The sequence below is a fragment of the Amycolatopsis sp. NPDC005961 genome, from assembly GCF_040629235.1.
Classification (GTDB): domain Bacteria; phylum Actinomycetota; class Actinomycetes; order Mycobacteriales; family Pseudonocardiaceae; genus Amycolatopsis; species Amycolatopsis camponoti.
The window spans coordinates 22966-46973 of the sequence record NZ_JBEXVF010000026.1 but is presented as its reverse complement, the minus strand read 5'-3'; the positions used below and the strand labels follow the sequence as shown (position 1 = coordinate 46973).

Sequence of the window (24008 nt, the reverse complement as noted above, 5' to 3'; positions counted from 1 at the left end):
TCAGTACGTGACGACGTCGCCGTGGCCCGGCTGGTCGCCGATCCCGAGGACCACCACGTGCTCGCCGCAGCAGTCGCCGATCGCCTTGGTCTGCACCAGTGCCGGCGCGTCGACCGCCGGCGCGGTGGCGTTCAGGGGCAGGTAGGCGGTGATGACCATGCCACTGGCCAGCAGCACCCGGGCGATCTTCCGGCGCCGGTCGCCGACTTCGTGGACGCCCACGCACGTTCCCCACTGCTGCCCGGCCGGCGCCTCCTGGGCGTTCTCCCGCCGCAGCCGGCGTTCTTCGGCCATCCGCTCGAGCATGCTCACGGGTCCCCCTCGAAGTCCGGTGCCGGGTCGAGCCGACAATCGCACGGCGCCCGAAACCGTCTCAAGGTCTTCACCGGAAGTGGCCGGAACCGGTCAGTGACCACCGAACAGGTGCCGGACCTCGGATTCGGCGTCGTCGAGCCACCCGGCCCGGCGCCGCTCGTCCGCGTCGGCGAGCACCCGCAGCACCAGCCGGCGCACCTCCGGCTCGCCGAGGTAGGGCGCGAGACAGCGCTTCCAGATCGCGTCGAGCGGGTCGCCGAAGAGCGTCCGTTCGCGCTCCTCGGTGGTGTCGGACGTGTTCACGACCAGCAGCCGCCGCAGCGAGAGCAACGACTCGGGCGCGCCGCCGGCGTCGTCGAGGCGGTACGCGACACCCGGGACGAGGATCCGGTCGAGCCAGCCGGCGAGGATGGCGGGCGGCTTGCCCCACCAGTTCGGGTGGATCGCGACGAGCCCGCCCGCTTCCCGCAGCTCCTCGCGGTGGCGCCGCACGAGCGGATCCGGTTCGGCGGCGAGGAACTCCTCCGCCCGGGTCCCGCTCGTATAGGCCTCTTCCGCGGTGAGCACCGGGTCGAAGCCCTCGGCGTACAGGTCGTGGAAGAGCACCGGCCGTCCGGCGCTGGTCAGCGTGTCCCGGACGCGCGCGGCGAGCGCGTGGTTGAAGCTCCCGGGCCGGGGGTGGGCCAGCAGGACGACCACCGGCCGGGACGAATCGTCGATCACCGCGTCAGCTTGCCACGGCCTCCGGCGCGGTTCAGCCCGCGTTCGCCAGCAGGCCCGGTCCCGACGGCGCGTTCGCCATCAGGCAGGCGTGGCAAGGCATCCCGCGCAGGCCGTCGAGCACCTCGGCCTCGCCGGGGAAGATCCCCTCGCCGCACAGCGCCGTCAGCTGCGCCGGCACGGCGCCCGCGGCGGGAACGGGGATCAGGTGGCAGACGCGTCTGCTTTCGCCGACGACGCCTCGGCGTAGCCGCACCAGTGCGAGCATCCCACCGTTTTCACCCATACCGGGAACGTAGGCCGAACGGCCCATTCCGGCTTCGTGCCCGCGAACCAACGATCTTCGCCGGTGCTGGTCCGGGGTACCAAAGTCACGCCGGCGACAGCACGGCCGCGCCCAGGCGCTGGCTCAGGTTCAGCGCGAGCTCGACGTCCAGGCGGCTTTCGGCGAGCCCGCGCGGCAGCAGCTCCTGGGCCTTGCGGACGCGGTATTGCACCGAGTTCTTGTGCATCGTCAGCTCGCCCGCGGCCGTCGTGTAGCTGCCGCCGGCTGCGAGGAACACGCGCAGGGTGTCGCGCAGCCGCGCGCAGTTCTCGTCGTCGGCGCTCAACGGCCCGAGCGTGCTCGCGACCCACAGCCGGGCCGCGTTGAGGTCGGACGTCATCAGCGCGACCGTGCCGACCTCGCGGAAGGTCAGCACGCGGTCGCAGTGTTCGCCGGCGGCCAGCGCCAGTGCGTGCACCCGGCGGGCCTGCTGGTGGGTGTCGCGGAAGCCGGCGACGCCGGTGCCTGGGTCGCCGACCGTGACGCGCACGCCCGGGTCGGCCTCCGCGAGCGCGGCGTCGAGGTGCTCGCGGTGGACCGACGCCACCGGGAGCCAGGCCCACGCGCCGGCCTCGTCCCGGGGCACGAACAGCGGACGCCCCTCGCCGCCGGCGCGCTCGAGCACCGCACCCGCGACCGACTCCAGCAGCGACAGCACGTCATGGGTCTCGGACGCGTGCCAGACGATCATCCCCACGTGCGTGCCGCGCAGGCGGTAGCCGATGACCGCCTCGGCCGCGTCGACGTCCGGCGGGCCGCCGTTCTCGCTCAGCAGGTCCAGCACCTTCGCCGCCCGCGCGGCGCTCCGGTTGAGCAGCCACTTGTCGCGTTCGTCCTGGTAGACGCCCACGAGCTGGCGCACCACCCGGGTGATGAACTCGTAGGCGACCTTGAGCAGCCGGCGCATCATGGCCCCGAGCAGGGCCGCGTCGTCGACGAGCCGGATGCACTCCTGGAACCCGAAGTCGAGCATCGCGGCCTGCCCGAGGTCGTACGCGCGGATCAGGTCGAACACCGGCGTGCCGCGCTGCGCCAGCCGGCGCGCGTACTCCATCGCCGCGGCCGGCGGCTCGACCGTCGCGGGGTCGATGCCGTGCTGGAGGATCTGCAGGGCGGTCTCGATGTTCTGGTAGACGCTCGCCGACAACAGGCTCACCATGCGCTCGTCGTCGTTGACCAGCTGCGGCAGATCGGCCGCGTACAGCTGGACCAGGTCCCCGGTCAGCTCGCCCGCCCGGTCCGCGAGAGTGGCGGCGATCTGCCGGATGCGGTCCGAGACGGCCTCTTCGTCCACCATGGAGCCACTCTACGGGGTGAACGATCAAGCTCGTCCGGCGAACTCGTCGATCACCGCGAACGTTTCGGCCGGTGCCTGAACGTGGGGCACGTGTCCCGCGCCCGCGACGACCTCGAACCGCGCGTTCGCGAACGCGGCCGCGTAGACCTTGCCGAACTCCGGCGGCACGACGACGTCGTCCGCGCCCCAGACCAGCAGCGCCGGGATCCGGACCCGCGCGAGCCGGCGCAGCAGCTTCGGGTCGGCGATGCCCGGGCCCCCGTACGCCCGCAGCGCGGCCATGTCGGCGGGATCCGGCCCGGGCGCGCCGGGCGGGGGCTGCGGCAGGCTGATGGCGTGGCCCTCGACCTCCGGGCCGATGCCGTCGAGCACGACCAACCGGCCGAGGCGGTGCCCGCGGTCGCGCACGGCCATTTCGGACGCGACCCAGCCGCCGAAGGAGCTGGCGACCACGAGGACGTCGTCGACGTCTTCGTCGTCCAGCAGGTCGAGGTAGGTCACGGCCAGGTCGTCGACGCCGGAGAACCAGTCCGGGCGGGGCGTGCCGGACCAGCCGGGGTGGGTCGGCGCGAGCACGCGCGCGTGCGGGGCGAAGTGCTCGACGATCGGCTCGACGCCCCGCGGGCCGGCGCCACCGTGCAGGACCAGCACGGTGCGGTCGCCGCGGCCGGTGTCGACGAGCGGGATGTCCAGTCCGGGGTGCGGCCGCAGCGTTCGGCTCATGAGGGGTTTCCTTCCGGTCGGTGAGCGGTGTGGGCCAGCATCTGCTCGACCATCGCGGCGGGCGCGTTCGGCCGGAAGCAGGCTTCGAGGTTGTCCGCCGAGTCGCGGGCGGCCTCTTCCGCCCGGGGGAACAGCGCGGTTTCGTAGGCCGAGAGAGCGCTCTCGACGTCGTCGTGGGCGGCGAGGGCGAGGGCCAGTTCGGTCGCGTCGAGCATGGCGAGGTTGGCGCCCTCGCCCGCGAACGGCGACATCACGTGCGCGGCGTCACCGAGCAGGGTCACCCCCGGCCGCCGGTCCCAGCGGTGGCCGACGGGGAGAGCGTGGATCGGGCGCGGGATCAAGGGGTCGTCGCTCTCTTCGAGCAGGGCGCGCAGCCCGGCGTCGAAGCCGGCGAAGACGTCGAGCAGGCGCTCGCGGTCGGCCAGGTCCGCGGCCTCGGCGGGGTCCTCGGTCCGGACGGCGGCATACACGCGGATCCGGCCGCCGCCGGTGCGCTGGGCGATCAGGCCCTTCCCCTCGGCCAGCGCGAACATCGATCCTGTTCCGACGAGCGCGGCCGCCGCCGGGTGCCGTTCGTCCACATCGGACAGGTGAGCCTCCACGAACGACAGTCCGGAGTAGACCGGCACGGCGGCCGACAGCAGCGGCCGGACCTTCGACCACGCGCCGTCCGCGCCGACGACCAGATCCGCTTCGACGACCTCGCCGGTGCCCAGGGTGAGCCGGCCGGCGGACACCGCCGTCACCTTGGTGCCCCAGCGGATGACGCCTGCCGGCAGCGATTCGACCAGGATCCGCTTGAGGGCACCGCGATCCACCTCGGGCCGGGTACCACCACTCTCTTCGGCCGTCTCCTCGAACCGGACGACGCCGCGCCGGTCGAGGATCCGCAGCGCCTCGCCTTCTTCCCGGGCGACCGCGCGGAACCGGTCGAGGAGCCCGGCTTCGGCGAGGGCGCGCAGCCCGGACTCTTCGTGCAGGTCCAGGGTGCCGCCCTGGTCGCGGGCGGCCGGTGAGGCGTCGAGCTCGTAGACGGTGGCGGCGATGCCGCGGGTGTGCAGGACGCGGGCCAGCGTCAGGCCGCCCAGGCCGCCGCCGACGACGGCGATCCCGGTCATCGGGTCTCCTCGGGTTCGGGTCGCGGGGTGGCGAGCGCGCCGTTGAGCAGCGCGTCGAACGCCCACCGGGTGCGAGCGGGGCCGGGGCCGGACACCAGGTCGGCGGCCAGCGCGGCGATGTGCGGGTGGGTGTCGGCCGAAGCGGTCGCCACGGACTCGACCAGGACCTCGTGTTCACGGGCGGCGCCCGGCTTCTCGCGGCGGGTGCCGTGTTCGACGGCGGTCGCGGTGGCGGTCAGCAGCAGCACGTCGACCGCCCAGGCGGCCTGCCCGGGCGCCATACCGCCCTCGTCGAGCAGCGCGAGCACCGCCTCGACGACGGCCAGGTAGTGCGGTCCGCTCAGCCGGGTCACCAGCGCGACGCGGGCGAGGCTCGGCTGCGCGAACAGCACCGACCGGTAGGAGTCCAGCACCGCCCACAGGCGCTCGCGCCAGTCCCCCACCCCGTCGAAGCCGACCTCCGCGAGCAGTTCGTCGAGCATCGCGGCGTGCAGCTCTTCGGTGTCCTTGACGTACACGTAGAGCGAGGCCGCGCCGGTATCCAGCTCTTGGGCGAGCCGGCGCATGGTGACGCGCTCGACGCCCTCGGCGCGCAGGAGGGCGACGGCGGTCGCGACGATGCCTTCGCGGGTCAACGCCGGTTTCGCCGGACGCTCGCGGCGGTTGTAGGTGCTTTCCGGAGCCATGGCTCCACTGTAGCGAACATGTTCGTTCCGAGCACGTTCGGGACGAACATGTTCGTGCCAGCTCCGTCACAGCCTCCCGGACGCACCCCGCGCGGGCCGATCCGATCCACCAGGCACGACGAGCACAGCAGCCCGACGAATATTTCCGGGCGACAAAATTCGGAAACAAAAACGAAACACGGACCAGCCGGGAAACTGGTCTGGACCACAATAGGAAGATCACCCATCTGGCGGATTCCGTTGCTACCACAAGGTAAACGCAGAGGTATAGACCACTCTGGCACTTTGCCGGAGAAAACCGGTTAAGCAACTTTCGGGGGGTGTGTCACCTTCTCACGAGCGGTATATCTGGGAACACCGAATCCCCCGTGGCCGGCCGCCCCGCCGGCCGGTTCGATGCCGCCCGCTCCCGCACACCGGAGGCACCATGCACCGCCTGGACCCGGCCCGCGACCACGTCATCGGTCTCTACCGCATCGTCATCGGCTTCTTGTTCGCCTGCCACGGCCTCAAAACGCTGTTCGGCCTCTTCGGCGCGAAGGCTCCCGCCGTCGTCGGAGCGTGGCCGGGGTGGTGGGCCGCGGTGATCCAGCTCGTCTGCGGCACGCTGGTCTGCCTGGGCCTCGGCACCCGGACGGCGGCCGTGCTCGGCTCCGGCTCGATGGCCTTCGCCTACTTCACCGCGCACCTGCCGAACGGGCTGTTCCCGATCCAGAACGGCGGCGAGGCCGCGACCCTGTTCTGCTGGAGCCTGCTCGTGGTCGCGTTCGTCGGCCCCGGCCGCTTCGCGCTCGGCAATATCCCCGCCCTGCAACGGACTTCCGAGCCGGCGCGGGACCGCGTGCCGGCCTAGGGGCGCGAGATCCCGACGCCGCTGCGTGCGTCGGGACCGTACTTCGCCAGCTCCGCCGCGAGGTCGAGCCGCCCGGTCTTGGCCCGGTCGTCGTCGGTCAGCAGCTCGCGCGGGATGATCCAGACGACCTCGAACTCGAGCCCGCTGGGATCCTCGGCGTACAAGGATTTCGTGGTGCCGTGGTCGGACGAGCCCACCAGTGCGCCGGCCTCGGCGAGGCGGCCGGCGAGCTGGTCGAGGTCGCCGAGGGTGTCGACCTCCCACGCGAGGTGGTACAGCCCCACGGACGTCTGCCCCGCACCCGAGGCCGCGGCGTGCGAGCCGAGTTCGAACAGGCCGAGGTCGTGGTCGTTGGTCGACCCGGGCGCGCGCAGGAACGCCGCGCCGCGGTGCACGTCGCCGCCTTCGATGTAGTCGAAGCCCAGGACGTCCCGGTAGAACGCGACGCTTTCGGCCAGATCCCGGACGTAGAGCACGGCGTGGTTCAGGCGAAAGATCGACATCGAGGCTCCCCGCGCGGCACGCGAATCGGTTGAAGTTTCAACCGAAGGCTACCACGAACGACGACACCCACAGCCGGCCCAGCCAGGCCGCGTACCGCTCGTCGGACCACCCCTGACACTCGACGAGCCGGTGCCACAGCGTCCCGTCCGTCGTGGACCACAGCACGTCGCGGCACTCGTCCTCGGAGACGGCCAGCCGGCCGGTGGCCGCCGCCTCGCGCGCGTGACCGCCCATGCTCTCCAGCCGCTGCCGGTCGACCTCGGCGAGCATCGCCGCCGCCGCGGGATCACTGGCCGCGGCACCGCGCACGGCGAGGTGCAGCCGCCTGCTCCTGCCGCCGGCTCGATCATGCCCGCACCCGCCGAAGAGTTCCTGGCCGACGTGCTGCCGCGGCAGACCGCCGCCGAACGGGCCGTGCACAACGGGGACGCGGGCGCGAGCGGCGACCTCGCCTACACCGTCGGCTTCGAGCAAAACACCGTGTCGATCAACGGCTGGCCGGCGACCTACACCCTGCGCGTCACGCACGTGTACCGCCGCGAAGACGGCGAGTGGCGGATCGTCCACCGGCACGGCGACCGGCCACCGGACGAACCCGCGCCGGAGGATTCGCTCCACTCTCGGTAGGTCCGGTGACCGACCGGGCGACAAACCTTCGACACCGCATCGAGGCCCTGGTCAGGCACCCCGGCGGTTCGTAAGGTGGGTGCACCGCAGGACATCGTGTCAGCTGTCCCGCGGGCGGTGGTGACCCCGGATCCGACCTTTCCCCGAAGCCAAGTCCGGGGCACCACCGCGTCCCTCTCCCCCGCTCGACAGCCGGCCATCGACCCGTGCGGGCTCATTTACATACATACACCATGTATGTACTCTCGGCTTCATGACGAAGCGAAGCGAATCCCTGGGCCGGGAGCACCGGGTCCGGCTGCCGGCCGGCGAGGTGCGGTACTTCGAGCGGGGCGTGGGCGCGCCGGTGGTGTTCGTCCACGGCGTGCTGACGAACGCCGAGCTGTGGCGGAAAGTCACCCCCGACGTCGCCGCCGCCGGGTTCCGGTGCCTGGCCCCGGATCTGCCGCTGGGCTCGCACGACCTCCCGATGCGCGCGGACGCCGACCTGTCCCCCACCGGCAATGCCGACCTGATCGCGGACTTCCTCGACGCGCTCGACCTGCGGGACGTCACGCTCGTCGCGAACGACACCGGCGGCGCGCTCACGCAGATCCTGCTCAGCCGCCGCCCGGAGCGGGTCGCGCGGGTCGTGCTCACGCCGTCCGACTGCTTCGAGTACTTCTTCCCGCCGATCTTCAAGGCGCTGCCGCCCTTCGCGCGGATCCCCGGTTCGATGGCGGTGCTCGGGCAGCTGCTGCGGATCCGCGCGCTGTACCCGTTGCCGCTGCTCTTCGGCTGGGTGGTCAAGCGGCCGCTGCCGGATGCCGTCGCGCAGGCCTACCTCTCGCCGCTGCGGAAGTCCGCCGGGGTGCGCCGCGACCTGCGCAAGCTGCTGCGAGACGTGCACCCGCGGCACACGCTCGCCGCCGCCGAGGCGCTGCGGACCTTCGACCGGCCGGTGCTCCTCGCCTGGGCGCCGGAGGACAAGCTGTTCCCCATCGCACTGGCCCACCGGCTTGCCGCGCTCCTGCCGGACGCGAAGGTCGTGGAGGTGCCCGACTCCTTCACGTTCGTCTCCGAAGACCAACCCGCCGCACTGGCCGGGCACATCGTCGAGTTCGCGGGCGTCATGGCAGATTAGGCGGGTGCGACGTACCCAGCAGGACCGTTCCGCCGGCACGAAGGCCGCCCTGGTCGCCGCCGCGCGCGAACTGTTCGCCGCCCGCGGCTACCAGGCCGTCCCGGCGGACGAGATCACCCGCGCCGCCGGCGTCACCCGCGGCGCGCTGTACCACCACTACGCCGACAAGCAGGGCTTGTTCCGTGCCGTCGTCGAAGAGCTGGAACGCGAGCTGACCGAGGAGGTCCAGGCCGCGTTCGCCGGCGGCTCGGACCCGCTGACCGGAATGATGCACGGCCTCGGCGTCTTTCTCGACGCCTGCCTGCGCGAGGAGGTCCGCCGCATCTCGCTCACCGACGCGCCCGCCGTGCTGGGCTGGGACGTCTGGCGCGAGATCGAGGCGGAGTACGGCCTCGGCCTGATCGTCGCCGTGCTGGAGCGGGCCAGGGCCGACGGGCTGATCGTGGAGACGCCCGTGCGCGCCCTGGCCCAGCTGGTGCTCAGCGCGGTGATGGAGGCGGCGCGGATGATCGCCGCGGCCGACGACCCGGCGCGAACGCGCGCCGAGGTCCAGCAGGTTCTCGGCGGCTGGCTCGCGAGCCTCCTGCGGACCTAGCGCGTCCGGTAGGTGCTGAGCACCGCGGGCCCGACCCGCGTGACGGACACCAGCGCGAGGTCCGCGGGGGCTTCGAAGAGCCGCCGGCCCGCGCCGGCGACGCTCGGGAACACGAGCAGGCGGTACTCGTCGACCAGGCCGGCGCGGCCGAGCTCCTGCGCGATCCCGATGGACCCGATGACGATCACGTCGTGCTCGTGACGCCGGACTTCTTCGGCGAGATCTCCTTGCAGCAGCGTGGAGTTCTGCCATCCGGACACGTCGGCGAGCGTTCGCGAGGCCACCAGCTTCCGTGCCGCGTTGAGCCGGTCGGGGAACTCGCCCGTGCGGCCGGGCCACAGCTTCGCGAACAGCTCCCAGGTCGTCCGGCCGAGCAGCAGGGTCCCGGTGTCGAGCCGCTCGCCGAGCCGGAACTTGTCCCCCGCGACGGCCTCCGGGCCGTGCCGGAACGCCCAGCCGCCGATGGCCGTGCCCCCGGAGCCGTCCGGGTCCTCGACGACACCGTCCAGGGTGAGGAACTCGACGACGATCACGCTCATGACTGCTCCCGGTGGGTTCGCCGCGCCCTGGTGGCACGGCCTCACCGGTACCTACCGGCGGCGGCCGCCGGATTCATCGGCCGCCGCCGGAAGATATTGCTACGCCGTGACGAGCGACAGGCCGTAGGTCTGCAGGATCTCGTTCACCGGCTGGAACCACGTCTCGCCGCCGGAGCTGCAGTTGCCCCAGCCACCGGAGGTCACGCCCTGGGCCTGGTCGCCGGTGATGAAGGAGCCGCCGGAGTCACCGGGTTCGGCGCAGACGTTGGTGCGCGTCATCTGGTAGACCGCGCCCTGCGAGTAGTTGACGGTCTCGTTGAGCCCCAGCACCGTGCCGCAGTGCCAGTGCGTCGTCGAGCCCGAGCGGCACACCGAGGTGCCGACCGGCGCGACCCACGAACCGCGGACGAGCGCGTCGCTCACCGTGCCCCAGCCGAGCACGACCGGTGCGGTCCACCAGCCGTTGCCGATGCGGATGAACGAATAGTCGTTGCCGGGGAAGGAAGAGCCGGCGAAGCTGCCCATCGCCGAGCCGTCCCAGCCGACCACCGAGCTGCCGGCACCACCGCAGTGACCGGCGCTGACGAAGCCGCCCTGCACCGAGAAGCCGATCGAGCAGCGGGTGTTGCCGTTGATGTAGTACGGATCGCCACCGACGGTCCCGGCCGAGAACGGCTCGGCGGCCGGCGCGGTCGCGACCGTCACCGGGCCCGCTTTCCGCGCTTTCGCGAGGAAGGAGTCGGCGTCGGCGCTGTGCGCGCCCGGCCGCAGGGTGACGACGACACTGCCGGTGCGCGGTTCGGTGCGCCAGCCGCTGACGGCCGCCGGAGCGGGATCCGCCTTGGCCACGGCGTCGATCGCGGCCTTGGTCGCGTCGAGCTTCGCGGCGCTGACCTTCGCCGGCGTGGTTTCGGCGCCGGCCCGCCGGACGGCGTCGGCCGCGGCCGGGTCGGTCACGCCGACGACGAGCTTGCCGAGCGCGGGGTCGAACCAGGCGCCACCGAAGGCGGCTCCGGCGGCCTTTTCGGCGGCCGGCATCACCCGCGCGGCGGTGATTTCCTGGCCGAGGCGGGTTTCGGCCTGGGCGGCGGTCAGGCCGAAGTCCCGCTGCATGGCGGCGATCAACCCGGGCGAGGCCACGGCCGGGGCGAGCGACGCGGAAGCGAGGGAAGCGGTCAGGACGGCGGCACCGCCGAGGGCGAGGGCGATTCTTCGACGCATGAGATCTCCTTCGAGGCAGGGGGGAAAGAAACTCACCGTGCGCCGAGTGTGCGGGCGGATCGTGCGGGTGGTCCAGATTTGTCCGGTCTTCTGTCCGGAATTCGCGGAGGCGAACGTCTGTCCGATGTGGACTCAACAGCAGGATGCGTTGCGCGACAGGGCATTTCCGGAACGCGAAGAACCGCGAACAGGTCTCACCTGTCCGCGTCGACGAAGGTCTGGACCAAGTACAGCACGCGGGCAAGGGCGGCGGCCGGAACCAGAGTCTGCGGGGCAGCAGACGTGCATGACCGTCCCCCTCGGCGGCACCCCGGCCGTTGACAGCGTTCCCCCGCGCGGTCAGAATCATATTTCCTATAGGATTCTGCGTCAGGGGGATCGTTGACTGTCGTCACGCGCGCCGAGGCCTTTCTCGTCGACGTCGAGGTCGAGCGGGCCCGGACCGACGCCGTGCAGGCGTTCACCTCCCAGGAGACCGTCTTCGTCGAGCTGGCCACCGACGACGGCGGCCGCGGGCTCGGCTACTCCTACACGATCGGCACCGGGGGCAGCTCCGTCGTCGCGCTGCTGCGCGACCACCTGCTCCCCCGGCTCGTCGGACGGGACTCGCGGCTGGTCGAGGCTTTGTGGCGGGACCTCTTCGCCGCGACCCGGGCGACGACCGTCGGCGCCATCACCGCACTCGCGCTCGCCGCCGTCGACACCGCGCTGTGGGACCTCAAGTGCCTGCGCGCCGGCGAACCCCTGTGGCGCGTCGCGGGCGGGTTCCGGCCGCGCGTCCCGCTCTACGACACCGACGGCGGCTGGCTGCACCTGAGCACCGAGGAACTCGCGGCGGGAGCGAAAGCCGCCGCGGACGCCGGGCGGGGCGGCGTCAAGGTGAAGATCGGCAAGCCCGACGCGAGCGAAGACCTCGAGCGGCTCGCCGCGGTCCGCGAGGCCGTCGGGCCGCGGTTCGACGTGATGGTGGACGCGAACCAGTCGATGACGGCCGCCGAGGCCGTCCGGCGGGCGGCGGCGTTCGGCCCGCTCGACCTGTTCTGGCTGGAGGAACCGCTGCCGGCCGACGACGTCTCCGGGCACGCCCGGCTCGCCGCCGCGACCGCCGTCCCGATCGCCGTCGGCGAGTCGCTCTACTCGGTGGCCCAGTTCCGCGACTACCTGCACCGCGGTGCCGCGTCGATCGTGCAGCCCGACGTGGCCCGGGTCGGCGGCATCACGCCGTGGCTCAAGGTCGCCCACCTCGCCGAGGCCTTCAACGTCGAGGTCTGCCCGCACTTCCTGATGGAACTGCACGTGAGCCTGACGGCGGCCGTGCCGAACGGCCGGTACGTCGAACACATCCCGCAGCTGCGCGCGATCACGCGCACCGGACTCACCGTCGAAAACGGCCATGCGGTGCCCCCGGAAAACCCCGGGCTCGGAATCGACTGGGACCGCGACGCCATGGACGACCGCCGCACCTCGTGAAAACTCCGGACACGACACTGTCCGGCCACCCGGAAATGGGTGGCCGGACAGTTCTGCCGGAAATCAGATTTCGTCGACCCGGTAGGTGACCACCCGCGCCGGCACCAGCAGCGCCCCGGAGCATTCCGCGACCGCCGGACCGAATCCGTACGGCACGAAATCACCGGCCACGAACCAGAACGCGTTGCCGTTGGCGCAGTGGGCGATCACGCGGTACCCGTAGCCCTCGCCGGGGAAGCAGCTGACCGACACGCCCTGTCCGAAGAGCGTTCCGTAGCGCTCGCCGAAGCAACCGGGTGGCGCGAAGTCGCCGCCGGCCGCGGCCGCGGGCACGACCGACAATCCGAACAGCGAAAACACAGCGACCGCGAATACCGCCAATTTCCTTCGCATGACCACTCCTCAGCGCGGAGAACCCCGACGTTATGGAGCCTAGGAGAACGGAAGAATTACCGGCAATTCATCGGGCCAGTGAATGCGAGCGCAGCGCAAAGTCACCACGCTGCTCCATCCGGGCTAGCGCGGGTCCGAACGAGACGGTCAACGGGCGAACGCGGTCAGGAACCGGTCGCGGAAGGAGTCCATCTTCCACACCGGCGCCTGCGCGGCGGGGTGCAGGCCGTCGGTCCAGCCCCAGCCGGAGATCCGGTCCAGCACCTTCGGGTCCTTCGCCACGATCGTGATCGGCACGTCGTGCACCGCGCCCTGCGGCGTGACGACCGGCGGCTGGTGGTCGCCGAGGAAGACGAGCACCGTGTTCTCGTCGCCGTAGTACTGCATGAACGAGATGAGCGTCTTCAGGGAGTAGTCGGTGGCGTCCCGGTAGGCGTCACGGATCTTCGCGGGGTCCTTCCAGACCGACTCCGGCGCCTCCCCCGCACCCGGCTGCGGCGCGAAGATCGAGCCGTCGCCGACCTGGTTCCAGTCGACCAGCCAGGGCCGCGGCGACCACGGCGCGTGGCTGGAGACGAGGTCCACCTCGGCCATCACCGGCTTCTGCGCGCTCTTCGCGAGTTCGCTGCGCTGCAGCATGGAAAAGGTGTACTGGTCCGGCATCGTCGCGTAGGCGAACCCGGGACCCTTGTACCCGATGTTCCGGAAGTCGTAGTAGGCGTCCGGGTGGTAGAACCGCTGCCCCTCCGGCCAGTCCTTCGTGTGCGCGGGAACGTCCCAGACCGTCTTCCAGCCCGCCTTCTGGAACGCGCCGCCGAGGGTCAGCCGGTCGCTGTCGAGGAGGTTGTTGTAGCGCTGCTGGTTGTCGATCCACATGCCGGACTCGACGGTGGAGTGCGCGAGCCAGCTGCCGCCGCCGAAGGTCGACGACGAGAGGAACGCGCTCTTCGCACCGATGCCGGCCGCCTTCAGCTCCGCGGTGCCCGCGTCGAGGGTCGCGCCGATCTTCGGCGCGAACGCCGGGTCGTCGAGCGCGACGCGGCCGTAGCTCTCCACGAACGTCAGCACCACGTTCTTGCCGCGCAGCCCGTTCAGCAGCTGGTCGCCCGGGGTGTCCCGGAACGCGTCCGCCGCGGCCAGCTCGCCGAACGGCCGCTGTTCCCGCAGGTCCGTGCTCACCTGGCGAAGGTCGTCATAGGCCAGTGCGGCGGCGCTCTGGGCCGCGACCGGCTGTCCCGGGGCGATCTCGACGCCGAACACCGAGCAGACGATCCAGATCACGCCGAGCACGGCCACCACGCGCGTCGCGCCGGTGCGCCGGCCGGCGGCGATCCGGCTCAGCCGCAGCATCGCGAGCACCATGAAGGCGACGATCGCGATCGCGAGCACCACGGCGCCCGCCAGGGCCGCGTAAGCACCCACGTCCCCGATTTCCCCCGCGAGGAACTCGATCCCGGCCTTGAAGAAGCTCCAGTCGTAGATCGGGTCGAACGGCTTCTCGAGCGTCGCGTAGAAGCCGGTGTCGAGCGCCTTCAGCACGGTGAGCAGGCCCAGCACCAGCCCGACCAGCACCGCGACGACACCGCGCGCCCGCGGCGGCAGGACCAGCACCAAGGCGGCCACGATCAGGCCTTCCACCGGAACGCGGACCAGCAACTCCGGTGAGAACGAGTTGAGGTCGGCGGGCGCGAGGAGCGCGAACAGCACGAGCAGCGCGGCGAGCACCGTCAGGACGACGCCGGCGACGGCGTGCCTCCGCGCGGTCCGGGGCAGCCCGAAGTCGGGCAGGACGGCACCCGGGTCCGGGATGCGGCGGCGGGCGCGCCGCGGCAGCGGCAGACCGGTGGTTCCAACCATGACAGCCTCACGTCGTGTTCGCGGTAACGAGCGCCTGCCCTGCGGCGGGCCGGCGCTCCTCACCCCGGTATACGGGCCACGGCGGCGCGTGGTTCACGCCGCCGCGCCGCGAGCGGGGCGGCAGCAGGGCTTTCCGGGACGATCCGGACGATCGGCCGCCGCGCGACCGGTTCCCGGCGGTCCGGCCATCGTCGCGCGAGAGAAAGATCCACCGCTACCCGAACTCGCCGCTCCCAAACCCGCGGCACCCGCTTTCACCCGGGAAAGGGGCCGTAATACCCACGACAGGTGAGTGCATACGGCCATTCGGTTGCGGGCCGGCTGCGCCGGTGTTCTCCTCGGAAGGTCCGAAGATCGGATTCCGAACGGAAGGCCGGAAACGATGAACCTGTTCGACAAGGCGAAAGAAGCGCTCGGGAACAACCCCGACAAGGCCGACCAGGGTGTCGACAAGGCCGCCGATGCCGCCAAGCAGCGCTTCGGCGACCACGCCGACAAGATCGACCAGGGCTCGGAGAAGGTGAAGGACTACCTGCACAAGCAGAACGGCGGCGGGCAGGACGCGCCGCCGCAGTAGGCCCGCGCCGGTGCGCGCCCAGCCGTTCGGGGGAAGCACGCTTCGCCACCCGCTCGGCTGGGTACCACCGGCTCCGTGGTCGCCACCTACCTCGTCCCCGTCCGGACAGCCCTCATCCTCTTCCCGTTCCTCGTGCTGGCCGTGATGCTCCCGGCCGCCTTCGTCAGCTACCGCCGGCGGGGCCGCGCCGGCGGATGGCCGACGTTCGTCTTCTACGCGTTCCTCTTCTACCTGCTGGCGATCGCCACGCAGACGGTGCTGCCGCTGCCCGCCGACCCCGCGTACTGCGCGGGTCACACGTACGCGAGTTCTCCGCAGTTGCGGCCTTTCTACTTCGTCGAGGTGGTTTCGCAGCGCGCCCGCGGGCACTGGAGCCCCGGCGCGCTGCTGCACAACCCGGCGGTCTGGACCACCGCGCTCAACGTCGTGATGCTGGCGCCGCTCGGGTTCTACGTCCGCTACGCGCAGCGCATGCGGCTCGTGCCCGCGGCGGTGGTCGGCTTCGGCGTGTCGCTGTTCTTCGAGCTGACGCAGCTGACCGGCCTGTGGTTCGTCTACCCGTGCCCGTACCGGCTGTTCAGCGTCGACGATCTGATCCTCAACACCGCCGGGGTCGTCGTGGGCTGGCTGCTGGCCGGCCCGCTCGGCCGGCTGCTGCCCTCGCCGGAGCCCGAGCACGACCGGCGCCGCTACGCCGAGAAGGTCACGTTCACCCGGCGGCTGTTCGCGCTGGCCACCGACCTGCTCGGGTTCGCCGCGCTGCTCGGTTTCCTGTTCGGCCTGCTGACGCTGTTCGGCGAGGACCTCGAGCACCGCGACACGCCGATCGTGATCCTCGCCCTCGTCTGGTTCGTGGTGCTGCCCGCGGTGACCGGCTCGACGCCGGGGAAGCGGGCGATGCTGCTGCGCGTGGCGCGCCGGGGCCGCCGCCGCGCCGGGCCGATCGCGCTGCTGGTGCGCAACGGCGTCCTGCTTTCGCCGCTCTGGCTCACGTGGATGCTGCTGGACCTGGACCACTGGGACCTCGGCGAACACCCCGAGCAGCTGCTCCTGCCCCTCGCGCTGGCCGCGTCGGTCTTCGTCGTGGGCGTCTGGACGCCGCTGGCGGTGCTGCTCGACGGCGAGCACCGCGCGCCCTACGAACGGCTGACCCGGACGGTCAACGTCGCCATCGTGCCCCCGGGCGCCCCGGCACCGGAACCGGCGGCCGAACCGGCCCGCCCCGACAAGGTCCTCAAAGGACTGTGACGGGACACGCTGCCCGCGATCGGGAGCGCTGGTAGATTGCGTCCGGAGCAGGTTGAGCCGCCAGCCCGCGTCCCCGATCCCCATTCCTGGAGCTTGCATGACCACCGACGCACTGCGGCCCCGGCAACGGTTCCGTGGTGACGGCTGGTCCGTGGACGTCCGCGAAGACGGCGACCTGGAGATCTACACCCTGCGCGGCGAGTTCGACTTCTCGGTTTCGCCGAAGCTCGCCGAGGTGTTCCCGGACGATCCCGGCGCCCGTCGCGTCGTGCTGGACATGGACGAGGCCGAATACTGCGACTCCAGCTGCCTGCAGGTCCTGCTGCGGCTGGCCGGCCGGTTGCGCGAGGCGGGCGGCAAGCTGGCCGTCGTGACGACCGTGCCCGCCGTCACACGGCCGATCGAACTCCTGGGCCTCGGCGACGTCATGCCGGTGCGCCCGAGCCTCGCCGAGACGCTCGCGTCCTGGGACGGAGAAGCATGACGGCCTCGGACACCCGTGTGGGCGGGCCCGGATCCGGGCATCAGGACGGGGAGGGCTTCTCCCCGGAGCCCGGTACGGAGGAAGCGGACGTGAACCTGCGAGCGATCCGGCACGAGCTCGGCATCACCGCCGAGCTCACCGAGCTGGCGAAGGTCCGCCACTGGGTCCGCACGGTCCTGCGGGGACTCCCCGCGAGTGTCGTCGGCACCGCCGTCATGGTGGTGGACGAGCTGACGTCCAACGCGCTGCGCCACGGCCGCGCGCCCTACCACGTGCGCCTGCTGACCGGCGCCGCGAAACTGCGGATCGAGGTCGACGACGGCGGGGGCGATCCGGCCCGCCGCCGGGCGCCGTCCGACCAGGGCGGGCGCGGGCTCCTGCTGGTGGAGCGCTGCGCGGCGGCCTGGGGTCAGCTGCGCCGGCCCAGCGGCAAGACGCTGTGGGCCGAGCTGGCCACCGACGACCCCGCGGGCGCCCGTGGCTGACCCGGTGCGCACCGCGCGCAGGACCGCCGGCACCGGCGACCGGGGCTGGTCCGCCGCGCCCACGGCCGCGATCTGCGCCGACTCCGGTGGCCTCGTCCTCGCGCTCAACGAAGCCGCCCGCACGCTCTTCCCCACGGCCGGGCCCGGCCGCGCCCTGACCGGCACGGTGGCAGACTGGCTGGCCGGCGCGCACGACGCCCGCGGCGGCGAGGTCGTCCGCGGCGAGGTCGGCGGGCGGGCCTTCGCGGCCCACCCGATCCCGCACGGCGAGGCCGTGACGTGGTGGCTGGTCGACGAAACCGACGCCCGCGTCGCCCAGGACGCCCTGGCCCGGGAGCAGGAGCGGACCGCGTTCCTCAGCGACGCCTCGGCCGCGCTGCTGGGCTCGCTCAACCTGGAGCGCTGCATGGAGGTCGCCGCCCGGCTCGCCGCGCAGCACCTCGCCGACGCCGCCCTGGTCCTGGCGCCCACCACGAGCGGGAACTATCCCGCCGTCTCCTGCGTGCGCGGCGACGAGCCGACGCGGTCCCGGCTGGAGATCAACCCGGACGAGCTGCCCGGGCTCGGCGAGGCGCTGCAGGGCTTCCCGCCGGTGCCTTCGCGCTGGCTCGACCCGGACGCGGCGCCCGGCTGGGTGCTGCCGGCGGGGTTCGGCCCGGTCGGTTCCATCGTCGTCACTCCTCTGCCCGGCCACGGCGTCCCCGCCGGCGCACTGGTCCTGCTCCGCCGCGGCGATCGCGCCTCCTTCACCGGCCAGGAAGAGCTCTTCGCGCGGCTGTTCGCGGCGCGGGCCGGCGCGGCGATGTCCGCGGCGCGCGTGTTCGCGCTGCAGGCGTCGATCACCGACACGCTGATGCGCGAGCTGCTCCCCCCGACCCTCGAGCAGCTCGGCGGCGTCGAGTTCGCCGGCCGCTACCGTCCGGCCCGCGACGGCGAGCGGATCGGCGGCGACTTCTACGACGTGCACCCGGCGACCCCCGGCGAGGGTGACGAGTCGCTGGCCGTGCTCGGCGACGTCTGCGGCAAGGGCCTCGAGGCGGCCGTGCTGACCGGCAAGATCCGCACCACGCTGCGCGCGCTGCTGCCGATGGCCGGCGACCACCACGGCCTGCTGAGCCTGCTGAACCGCACGCTCGCCGACCGGCGTGACGCCCGCTTCGTCACGCTCGTGCTGGCCTCGGCGCGCCGCGAGGGCGCGACCGTCCGGCTGCGGGTCACCTCCGCCGGCCATCCGCCGCCGCTGATCGTCCGGGCCGACGGCCGGGTCGAGGAAGCCGACACCCGCGGCAGCCTGATCGGCGTGCTGCCGGAGATCCGGTCGACCACCGCGGACGTCACGCTCGACCCAGGCGAGACGTGCCTGCTCTACACCGACGGGATCATCGAAGCCCGGGGCGGCCCGCTCGGCGACGAGATGTTCGGCGAAGAGCGGCTCCGGCGGTCGCTCACCGAATGCGCGAACATGCCGGCCGACGCCGTGGTCGAGCGGATCCACATGCTCGCGTCGCAGTGGATCGGCCGCGGTGCGCACGACGACACGGCCGTGCTGGCGATCACCGCCCCGCGGGGGCAGCACCTGGCCGCGGTCGGCGGCCACGGCCGCGGGAGGTACACCGCATGAGCACCCCCACCCGCGCCCCCGGGGTGGCCGAGCGCGCCGAGCGGCTCTGGGACGCCGTCACGACCGGCGACGAGTACGCCGCGGGCGACGTCGTGGTCAAGGCGCTCGACGACGGCGCCGACCCGGAGACCCTGCTGCTCGACGTGATCGGCGCGGTCCAGCGCCGGGTCGGGCAGGAATGGGCGGCCAACCGCCTCACGGTCGCGCAGGAACACGCGGCGACCGCGATCAACGACCGCGTCATCGCGACCTTCGGTTACGTGCTCAAGCGGCCGGAGCCGCACCTCGGCCGCATCACCGTCGCCTGCGTCGACGGCGAGTGGCACGCGATGCCCGCCCGGCTGCTGGCCGAGGTGCTGCGGCTGCGCGGCTTCCGGGTCGACTACCTGGGCGCGCAGGTGCCCGCCCCGCACCTGGTCGCCCACCTGCACCGCACCGGTCCGGACGCGGTCGCGCTGTCCGGGTCGATCGCCACCCGGCTGCCGACGGCGCACGCCACGATCACCGCGTGCCAGGCGGCCGCGACACCGGTGATCGCCGGCGGCGCCGCTTTCGGTCCCGACGGCCGGTACGCCCGGCTGCTCGGCGCCGAAGCCTGGGCACCGGACGCGCGGTCGGCGGCCGACCGGCTGGCCGAACCGCTGCCCCGGCCGTACACCGGGCACGAGCCGCTCGACGACCTTCCGCACCTGGCCGACCAGGAGTACACGCTGGTCACGCGCAGCTCCGGCCGGCTCGTCAAGTCGGTGCTGACCGGGCTCGAAGAGCGCATCCCGGCCATGCGGTCCTACACCGACCTGCAGCGCCAGCACACGGCGGAGGACCTCGCGCACATCGTCGAGTTCCTGGCGACCGCGCTGTACGTCGGCGACGGCGAGCTGTTCACCGGGTTCCTGACCTGGACCGCCGGGATCCTCACCGCGCGAGGCGTCCCGGCGACGTCGCTGGTGCCGGCCCTCGACCTGCTCGAGGCGGAGCTGCGCGACTTCCCGCGCGCCACCGAACTGCTCGGCACCGCGCGCACGCACTTGGCGGACCCGGGCGCCGGATCGGAGCAGACGGCTTGATCAGTGGCTTGACGTGCACGTGGACCGCACCGGACGAAGCGACGGCCCGCGTCACTATCGTCGGTGAGCTCGAGTTCGCCACGGCCGGGGCGCTGCTGCAGCTGGTGACCGACCGGCTGGCCGATCACCCGGGCGTCCGCGATGTGAGGCTCGACTGCGGCGAGATCGCCTTCTGCGACTCCTCCGGCCTGTCGACCCTGCTGCTGATCCACCGAGCGGTCACCGGCGCGGGCTCCCGGCTGCACCTGGACAACCGGCCGCCGTCGCTCGAGCGACTGCTGTCCCTCACCGGCACGACGGAGTACCTGACCGGCGAGGTCGCCTACTCACGCGCCCGCCGCGACTCCTAGCCGGTCCAGCTCCCACGGGTCGTGGGCGCTGAAGAGCGTCACCTCGCCGCCGTGCCGCCTCGCCAGCTCGCGCAGCCGTGCCTGCGTGCCCAGGCGCAGGTCGTGGTGGACCTCCGAGCGGGTCTGGACGACGTCCAGCACCGGGTGCGGCTCCGGGTCGGCCGTCAGCTCGCGGTGGTAGTAGTACGCGTCCCCGCAGTGCAGCAGCCAGCGCGTGCCGTCGTGCACCGCGACCCCCGCGTGGCCCGCCGTGTGCCCGCCGAGCGGGACGAGCCGGATGTCCGCCGCGACGCCCGTCAGCGGCACCGAAGCGAAGCCGAACCAGTCGTCGCCGGCGGGCGGCTCGTAGGTCTCCCACTTCGGCCCGTGCGCCCAGTGCGCCGGCCGGTACCGGAAGCTCGGGGCCTCGGCCAGCGCCGCGTCCAGCTCCGCCGCGAGGACGTGGACCCGCGCGTCCGGGAAGTCGGGCAGGCCGCCGCAGTGGTCGACGTCGAGGTGGGTGACGACGACGTGCCGGACGTCTTCGGGCGCGAACCCGAGCCGGGCGACCTGCCGGACGGCCGTCTCGGCTTCGGCGAGCAGCGGCTGCGCCATGGTGACCCAGTCGCCGCCCAAGGTGGCTTCGGGGTCGCGGACGTCGTCGAGGCCGAGGCCGGTCTCGACGAGCACGAGGCCGTCGTGCTCGGTCTCGGCGAGCAGGCAGTGGTTGACCGCGTGCGCGGCCGGCAGTCCGGGGGCTTCGATCTGCCGCACGGACCCGCAGTTGAGGTGGTGGATCATCATGGCCGTCATCGTCCGACTTGAACTACGCTTCAAGTCAAGGAGGCGCCATGACCCTGCTCGACATCGCCGAAGTCGCCGAGAAGTCCGGGCTGGCGCCGTCGGCGCTGCGGTTCTACGAGAAGCGCGGGCTCGTCGAACCGGCCGGGCGCAACGGCCTGCGCCGCACGTACCACCCGGACGTCCTGAGCCGCCTCGATCTCGTGGCCTGCGCGCGTGGCGCCGGGTTCACGATCGCGGAGATCGCCCGGTTCCTCGTGGCCACGCCGAGCGACGACGCGCTGCGCGAGCGGATGGCGGTCAAGGCGGCCGAGCTCGACGACGCCATCGACCGCCTCACCCGCATGCGCGACAGCCTCCGCCACGCGGCGACCTGCGACCACGTGCCGCTGGTGGAGTGCCCGGACTTCAAGCAGGCGATTTCGTAGCTTTCGCCAGCTTCGACGGCCACCAGATCCGGCGCCCGACGTCGACGGTCAGCGCGGGCACCAGCAGCGACCGCACCAGGAACGTGTCCAGCAGGACGCCGAACGCGACGATGAACGCGATCTGGGCGAGGAACAGGATCGGGATCACCGCGAGCGCGGAGAACGTCGCGGCGAGCACCACGCCGGCCGAGGTGATCACGCCGCCGGTCAGCGACAGCCCGCGCAGCGTGCCGTCGCGGGTGCCGCGGGTCAGCGCCTCCTCGCGGACCCGCGTCATCAGGAAGATGTTGTAGTCGATCCCCAGCGCCACCAGGAAGACGAACCCGAACAGCGGCACGACCGGGTCCGCGCCCGGGAAGTCCAGGATGTGGTTGAACACCACGGCCGACACGCCCATCGTCGCCGCGAACGAGAGCACCACCGTCGCGATCAGCAGCAGCGGTGCGAGCAGCGCGCGCAGCAGCAGGGCCAGCACGAGGAAGATCACCAGCAGCACGATCGGGATGATCAGCGCGCGGTCGTGCTCCGAGGTCTTCTGCGTGTCGAGCTGGATCGCCGTCGGGCCACCGACCTTCGCGTCCGCGCCCGGGATCGCGTGCACGGCGTCGCGCAGCTTGCCGACGGTCGCGACCGCCGTTTCGGAGTCCGCCGGATCGTTCAGCACGGACAGGATCTGCACGCGGCCGTGCACGACCTTCGGCTTGCCGTCCGGTCCCGGCAGCGGGAACGACTGCGCGATTCCGTCCATTGTGGACGCTTGGAGCACGGCGGGCAGCGCGCCGGCGTCGGCGACCGTGATCGCGGGTGCGCCGAGCCCGCCCGGGAAGTGCCGGCCGAGGACGTCCTGCCCGGTCCCGGACTCGACCTGGGTGAGGAAGACGTCGGACTGCGCGGTGCCGGACGCCTTGAGCTGCGGCAGGAACGCGACGCCGACGCCGAGGACGAGCGCCGTCACCACCCAGACCGCGCGCGGGCGCCGGCCGACCAGACCGGCCACGCGGCCCCAGATCCCCGAGGTCTCCGGGTGCGGCGAGCCGAGCGCCGGCTTGAACGGCCAGAACGCACCGCGGCCGCAGAGGGCCAGCACGGCGGGCAGGAACGTGGTGGACGCCAGCAGCGCGGCGCCGATGCCGATCGCGGCGACGGGACCCAGGCCCTTGTTGGAGTTCAGGTCGCTGAACAGCAGGCACAGCACGCCGAGGATGACGGTGCCGGCCGAGGCGGCGATGGGTTCGAGCGTCGCGCGCCAGGCGAGTTTCAGCGCGTCGAACCGGCTCGGCGTGTCCCGCAGCTGTTCCCGGAACCGCGCGACGGTCAGCAATGCGTAGTCGGTCGCCGCGCCGAAGACGAGGATCGAGAGGATGCCCTGGCTCTGGCCGTTGAGCGCGAGGACGTCGTTCTTCGCCAGCAGGTAGACGACGAGGCTGGCGAGCCCGAGCGCGAACACCGCCGAGAGCAGCACCAGGAACGGCAGCAGCGGGCTGCGGTAGACCACGATGAGGATGAGCGCGACGACCCCGCCGGCGACGAGCAGCAGGATGCCGTCGATGCCGCCGAACGCCTTCACCAGGTCGGCGATCTGCCCGGCCGGCCCGGTGACCAGCACGGTGAGCCCGGCCGGGGCGCCTTCGAGGTGCGCGCGGACCTCTTTCACGACGTCGGCGGGGTTGCCGTCGGCGAGGATCGGGACGGCCAGCTGCACGGCCTGGTCGTCGCGCGGCGCGTTCTCGGGTTTGCCGACCGGACCGACGACGCCGGGGATGCCGCCCAGCTCCTGGGCCTTGGCGTCGAGGAACCGGCGGTCCTCGGCGGTCAAGCCGGTGGTGCGCTCGGCGACGATGGTCGCGGGCAGCACCTGGCGCGGTGTGAAGGCCTTCTGCTCGTCGGAGACTGCGGTGGCTTCGGCCGAGCGCGGCAGGAAGGCGGCGTTGTCGTTCTTCGCGACTTCGCTGAGCTTCCCGGCGAACGGCCCGCCGAACCCGCCCAGCCCCAGCCAGGCGATCACCAGGAGGGCGGGGATCAGCCAGCGGAGCCGGCGCGGCTTCTCGTTCATGGTCGCTAAGGTCCTTTCGAGGGCGAACACGCCCAATTGTTCAGCAAGCTGAACATTCTGCACGACGACCCGGAGTGACGGTGAGCACAACCCCCGAACCCGACCTGAGCACCTGGCCGACCGGCCGGCTGCTGGCGGTGGCCGCGCGCCTGGTGGAACACCGCTGGGCGGCCGTGCTCGACGGCATGGGGCTCACCCACGCGGGACTGATCGCGCTGCATACGTTGCGCGACGGGCCACTCCCCCAGCGGACGCTGGCCCAGCGGTGCCAGGTGACCGACCAGACGATGAGCCGCACGCTCGACCGGCTGGCCAAGGCGGGGTTCGTCACCCGGACGCCGGACCCGGCCGACGCGCGACGTCACCTGACCCGGTTGACCACGAAGGGGCGGTCGGCGCACGAACGGGCGGTGCGGGCCGAGCCGGCGTTGCTCGGCGTGCTGGGCGAAGACGACGCGTTCCGAGCGGGACTGCTGGACGTGATCACCCGGCTGTCCACGGAAGAGTGACGGCGGGAATCGCGCGACTTCGGCCGCCCACCAACGGAAT

Annotated in this window: 29 protein-coding genes; 14 read left to right on the top strand and 15 right to left on the bottom strand. The window is 72.3% G+C overall.

Annotated features, from left to right (window positions below; all coding sequences use genetic code 11):
• The 7 genes from ABZ342_RS23710 to ABZ342_RS23680 form a co-directional block, all read right to left on the bottom strand.
• Positions 1–312, bottom strand: coding sequence for a hypothetical protein (locus ABZ342_RS23710; RefSeq protein ID WP_360476712.1), 312 nt, complete (start codon positions 310–312; stop codon positions 1–3).
• A 93-nt stretch (positions 313–405) separates the two neighbouring features.
• Positions 406–1038, bottom strand: a complete 633-nt coding sequence (locus tag ABZ342_RS23705) for an NAD(P)H-dependent oxidoreductase (protein ID WP_360476709.1) — start codon at positions 1036–1038, stop codon at positions 406–408.
• A gap of 31 nt (positions 1039–1069) precedes the next feature.
• Positions 1070–1321, bottom strand: a complete 252-nt coding sequence (locus ABZ342_RS23700) for a hypothetical protein (protein ID WP_230863142.1) — start codon at positions 1319–1321, stop codon at positions 1070–1072.
• A gap of 85 nt (positions 1322–1406) precedes the next feature.
• The gene (locus ABZ342_RS23695; protein WP_360476706.1) at positions 1407–2657 is read right to left on the bottom strand and encodes a helix-turn-helix domain-containing protein; all 1251 of its coding nucleotides are present in this window, start codon (positions 2655–2657) and stop codon (positions 1407–1409) included.
• Positions 2658–2681: 24 nt separating this feature from the next.
• A complete protein-coding gene (locus tag ABZ342_RS23690; protein ID WP_360476703.1) occupies positions 2682–3380 on the bottom strand; it encodes an alpha/beta hydrolase in 699 nt (232 codons plus the stop codon).
• Positions 3377–4498: an NAD(P)/FAD-dependent oxidoreductase gene (locus ABZ342_RS23685; RefSeq protein ID WP_360476700.1), complete on the bottom strand. Its 1122-nt coding sequence runs from the start codon at positions 4496–4498 to the stop codon at positions 3377–3379. The genes ABZ342_RS23690 and ABZ342_RS23685 overlap by 4 nt, the downstream gene beginning before the upstream one ends.
• Complete coding sequence (locus ABZ342_RS23680) at positions 4495–5184, bottom strand: TetR/AcrR family transcriptional regulator (RefSeq protein WP_360476697.1); 690 nt, start codon at positions 5182–5184, stop codon at positions 4495–4497. Before ABZ342_RS23680 ends, ABZ342_RS23685 begins: the two co-directional genes overlap by 4 nt.
• A 427-nt stretch (positions 5185–5611) precedes the next feature.
• Between ABZ342_RS23680 and ABZ342_RS23675 the strand changes: the two genes are divergently transcribed.
• The gene (locus tag ABZ342_RS23675; protein ID WP_360476694.1) at positions 5612–6037 is read left to right on the top strand and encodes a DoxX family protein; all 426 of its coding nucleotides are present in this window, start codon (positions 5612–5614) and stop codon (positions 6035–6037) included.
• Here ABZ342_RS23675 and ABZ342_RS23670 read toward each other — a convergent pair.
• Entirely contained in the window at positions 6034–6540 is a 507-nt protein-coding gene (locus ABZ342_RS23670; RefSeq protein ID WP_360476691.1) for a VOC family protein, read from the bottom strand. The genes ABZ342_RS23675 and ABZ342_RS23670 overlap by 4 nt on opposite strands.
• A 37-nt stretch (positions 6541–6577) precedes the next feature.
• Positions 6578–6850, bottom strand: a complete 273-nt coding sequence (locus ABZ342_RS23665; protein WP_360476688.1) for a hypothetical protein — start codon at positions 6848–6850, stop codon at positions 6578–6580.
• A 39-nt stretch (positions 6851–6889) separates the two neighbouring features.
• Here ABZ342_RS23665 and ABZ342_RS23660 point away from each other — a divergent pair, with 39 nt between their 5' ends.
• From ABZ342_RS23660 to ABZ342_RS23650, 3 genes are all read left to right on the top strand, one after another.
• Positions 6890–7168 carry a nuclear transport factor 2 family protein gene (locus ABZ342_RS23660; RefSeq protein ID WP_360476685.1) on the top strand — a complete coding sequence of 93 codons (279 nt, stop codon included), beginning with the start codon at positions 6890–6892 and terminating at the stop codon, positions 7166–7168.
• 253 nt (positions 7169–7421) lie between these two features.
• Complete coding sequence (locus ABZ342_RS23655) at positions 7422–8291, top strand: alpha/beta fold hydrolase (RefSeq protein WP_360476682.1); 870 nt, start codon at positions 7422–7424, stop codon at positions 8289–8291.
• Between the two features lie 4 nt (positions 8292–8295).
• Positions 8296–8886: a TetR/AcrR family transcriptional regulator gene (locus tag ABZ342_RS23650; protein ID WP_360476679.1), complete on the top strand. Its 591-nt coding sequence runs from the start codon at positions 8296–8298 to the stop codon at positions 8884–8886.
• On the opposite strand, the gene ABZ342_RS23645 is transcribed toward ABZ342_RS23650, so the two are convergent.
• Complete coding sequence (locus ABZ342_RS23645; RefSeq protein ID WP_360476676.1) at positions 8883–9425, bottom strand: dihydrofolate reductase family protein; 543 nt, start codon at positions 9423–9425, stop codon at positions 8883–8885. The two genes, ABZ342_RS23650 and ABZ342_RS23645, sit on opposite strands and share 4 nt — an antisense overlap.
• Positions 9426–9524: 99 nt before the next feature.
• Positions 9525–10646 carry a S1 family peptidase gene (locus tag ABZ342_RS23640; RefSeq protein WP_360476673.1) on the bottom strand — a complete coding sequence of 374 codons (1122 nt, stop codon included), beginning with the start codon at positions 10644–10646 and terminating at the stop codon, positions 9525–9527.
• 381 nt (positions 10647–11027) lie between these two features.
• On the opposite strand from ABZ342_RS23640, the gene ABZ342_RS23635 reads away from it, so the two are divergent.
• The gene (locus tag ABZ342_RS23635; protein WP_360476670.1) at positions 11028–12116 is read left to right on the top strand and encodes a mandelate racemase/muconate lactonizing enzyme family protein; all 1089 of its coding nucleotides are present in this window, start codon (positions 11028–11030) and stop codon (positions 12114–12116) included.
• A 63-nt stretch (positions 12117–12179) separates the two neighbouring features.
• Here the strand turns inward: ABZ342_RS23635 and ABZ342_RS23630 are convergent, their stop codons facing one another.
• Together ABZ342_RS23630 and ABZ342_RS23625 are read right to left on the bottom strand one after the other, a co-directional pair.
• A complete protein-coding gene (locus ABZ342_RS23630) occupies positions 12180–12509 on the bottom strand; it encodes a hypothetical protein (protein WP_360476668.1) in 330 nt (109 codons plus the stop codon).
• Positions 12510–12656: 147 nt separating this feature from the next.
• Positions 12657–14366 carry a sulfatase gene (locus tag ABZ342_RS23625; protein ID WP_360476665.1) on the bottom strand — a complete coding sequence of 570 codons (1710 nt, stop codon included), beginning with the start codon at positions 14364–14366 and terminating at the stop codon, positions 12657–12659.
• Positions 14367–14748: 382 nt separating this feature from the next.
• Here ABZ342_RS23625 and ABZ342_RS23620 point away from each other — a divergent pair, with 382 nt between their 5' ends.
• From ABZ342_RS23620 to ABZ342_RS23590, 7 genes are all read left to right on the top strand, one after another.
• Positions 14749–14943 carry an antitoxin gene (locus ABZ342_RS23620; RefSeq protein ID WP_155549769.1) on the top strand — a complete coding sequence of 65 codons (195 nt, stop codon included), beginning with the start codon at positions 14749–14751 and terminating at the stop codon, positions 14941–14943.
• Between the two features lie 75 nt (positions 14944–15018).
• Positions 15019–16191: a VanZ family protein gene (locus ABZ342_RS23615; protein WP_360476662.1), complete on the top strand. Its 1173-nt coding sequence runs from the start codon at positions 15019–15021 to the stop codon at positions 16189–16191.
• Between the two features lie 97 nt (positions 16192–16288).
• On the top strand, positions 16289–16675 hold the full coding sequence (locus ABZ342_RS23610) for an STAS domain-containing protein (protein ID WP_360476659.1): 387 nt from the start codon (positions 16289–16291) through the stop codon (positions 16673–16675).
• 89 nt (positions 16676–16764) lie between these two features.
• On the top strand, positions 16765–17160 hold the full coding sequence (locus ABZ342_RS23605) for an ATP-binding protein (RefSeq protein ID WP_155549766.1): 396 nt from the start codon (positions 16765–16767) through the stop codon (positions 17158–17160).
• Between the two features lie 4 nt (positions 17161–17164).
• Complete coding sequence (locus tag ABZ342_RS23600; protein WP_360476656.1) at positions 17165–18781, top strand: PP2C family protein-serine/threonine phosphatase; 1617 nt, start codon at positions 17165–17167, stop codon at positions 18779–18781.
• Positions 18778–19848, top strand: a complete 1071-nt coding sequence (locus ABZ342_RS23595; protein WP_360476653.1) for a cobalamin-dependent protein — start codon at positions 18778–18780, stop codon at positions 19846–19848. Before ABZ342_RS23600 ends, ABZ342_RS23595 begins: the two co-directional genes overlap by 4 nt.
• Positions 19845–20198 (top strand): STAS domain-containing protein, encoded by a 354-nt coding sequence (locus ABZ342_RS23590; protein ID WP_360476650.1) that lies wholly within the window; start codon positions 19845–19847, stop codon positions 20196–20198. The genes ABZ342_RS23595 and ABZ342_RS23590 overlap by 4 nt, the downstream gene beginning before the upstream one ends.
• Here the strand turns inward: ABZ342_RS23590 and ABZ342_RS23585 are convergent.
• A complete protein-coding gene (locus ABZ342_RS23585) occupies positions 20175–20981 on the bottom strand; it encodes an MBL fold metallo-hydrolase (RefSeq protein WP_360476850.1) in 807 nt (268 codons plus the stop codon). The two genes, ABZ342_RS23590 and ABZ342_RS23585, sit on opposite strands and share 24 nt — an antisense overlap.
• Positions 20982–21028: 47 nt before the next feature.
• On the opposite strand from ABZ342_RS23585, the gene ABZ342_RS23580 reads away from it, so the two are divergent.
• A complete protein-coding gene (locus ABZ342_RS23580) occupies positions 21029–21406 on the top strand; it encodes a MerR family transcriptional regulator (RefSeq protein ID WP_155549762.1) in 378 nt (125 codons plus the stop codon).
• Here the strand turns inward: ABZ342_RS23580 and ABZ342_RS23575 are convergent.
• Positions 21387–23459 carry an MMPL family transporter gene (locus tag ABZ342_RS23575; RefSeq protein ID WP_360476646.1) on the bottom strand — a complete coding sequence of 691 codons (2073 nt, stop codon included), beginning with the start codon at positions 23457–23459 and terminating at the stop codon, positions 21387–21389. The two genes, ABZ342_RS23580 and ABZ342_RS23575, sit on opposite strands and share 20 nt — an antisense overlap.
• A gap of 74 nt (positions 23460–23533) precedes the next feature.
• Between ABZ342_RS23575 and ABZ342_RS23570 the strand changes: the two genes are divergently transcribed.
• Positions 23534–23968, top strand: a complete 435-nt coding sequence (locus ABZ342_RS23570; protein ID WP_196425958.1) for a MarR family transcriptional regulator — start codon at positions 23534–23536, stop codon at positions 23966–23968.
• The last annotated feature ends 40 nt before the right edge of the window (positions 23969–24008 follow it).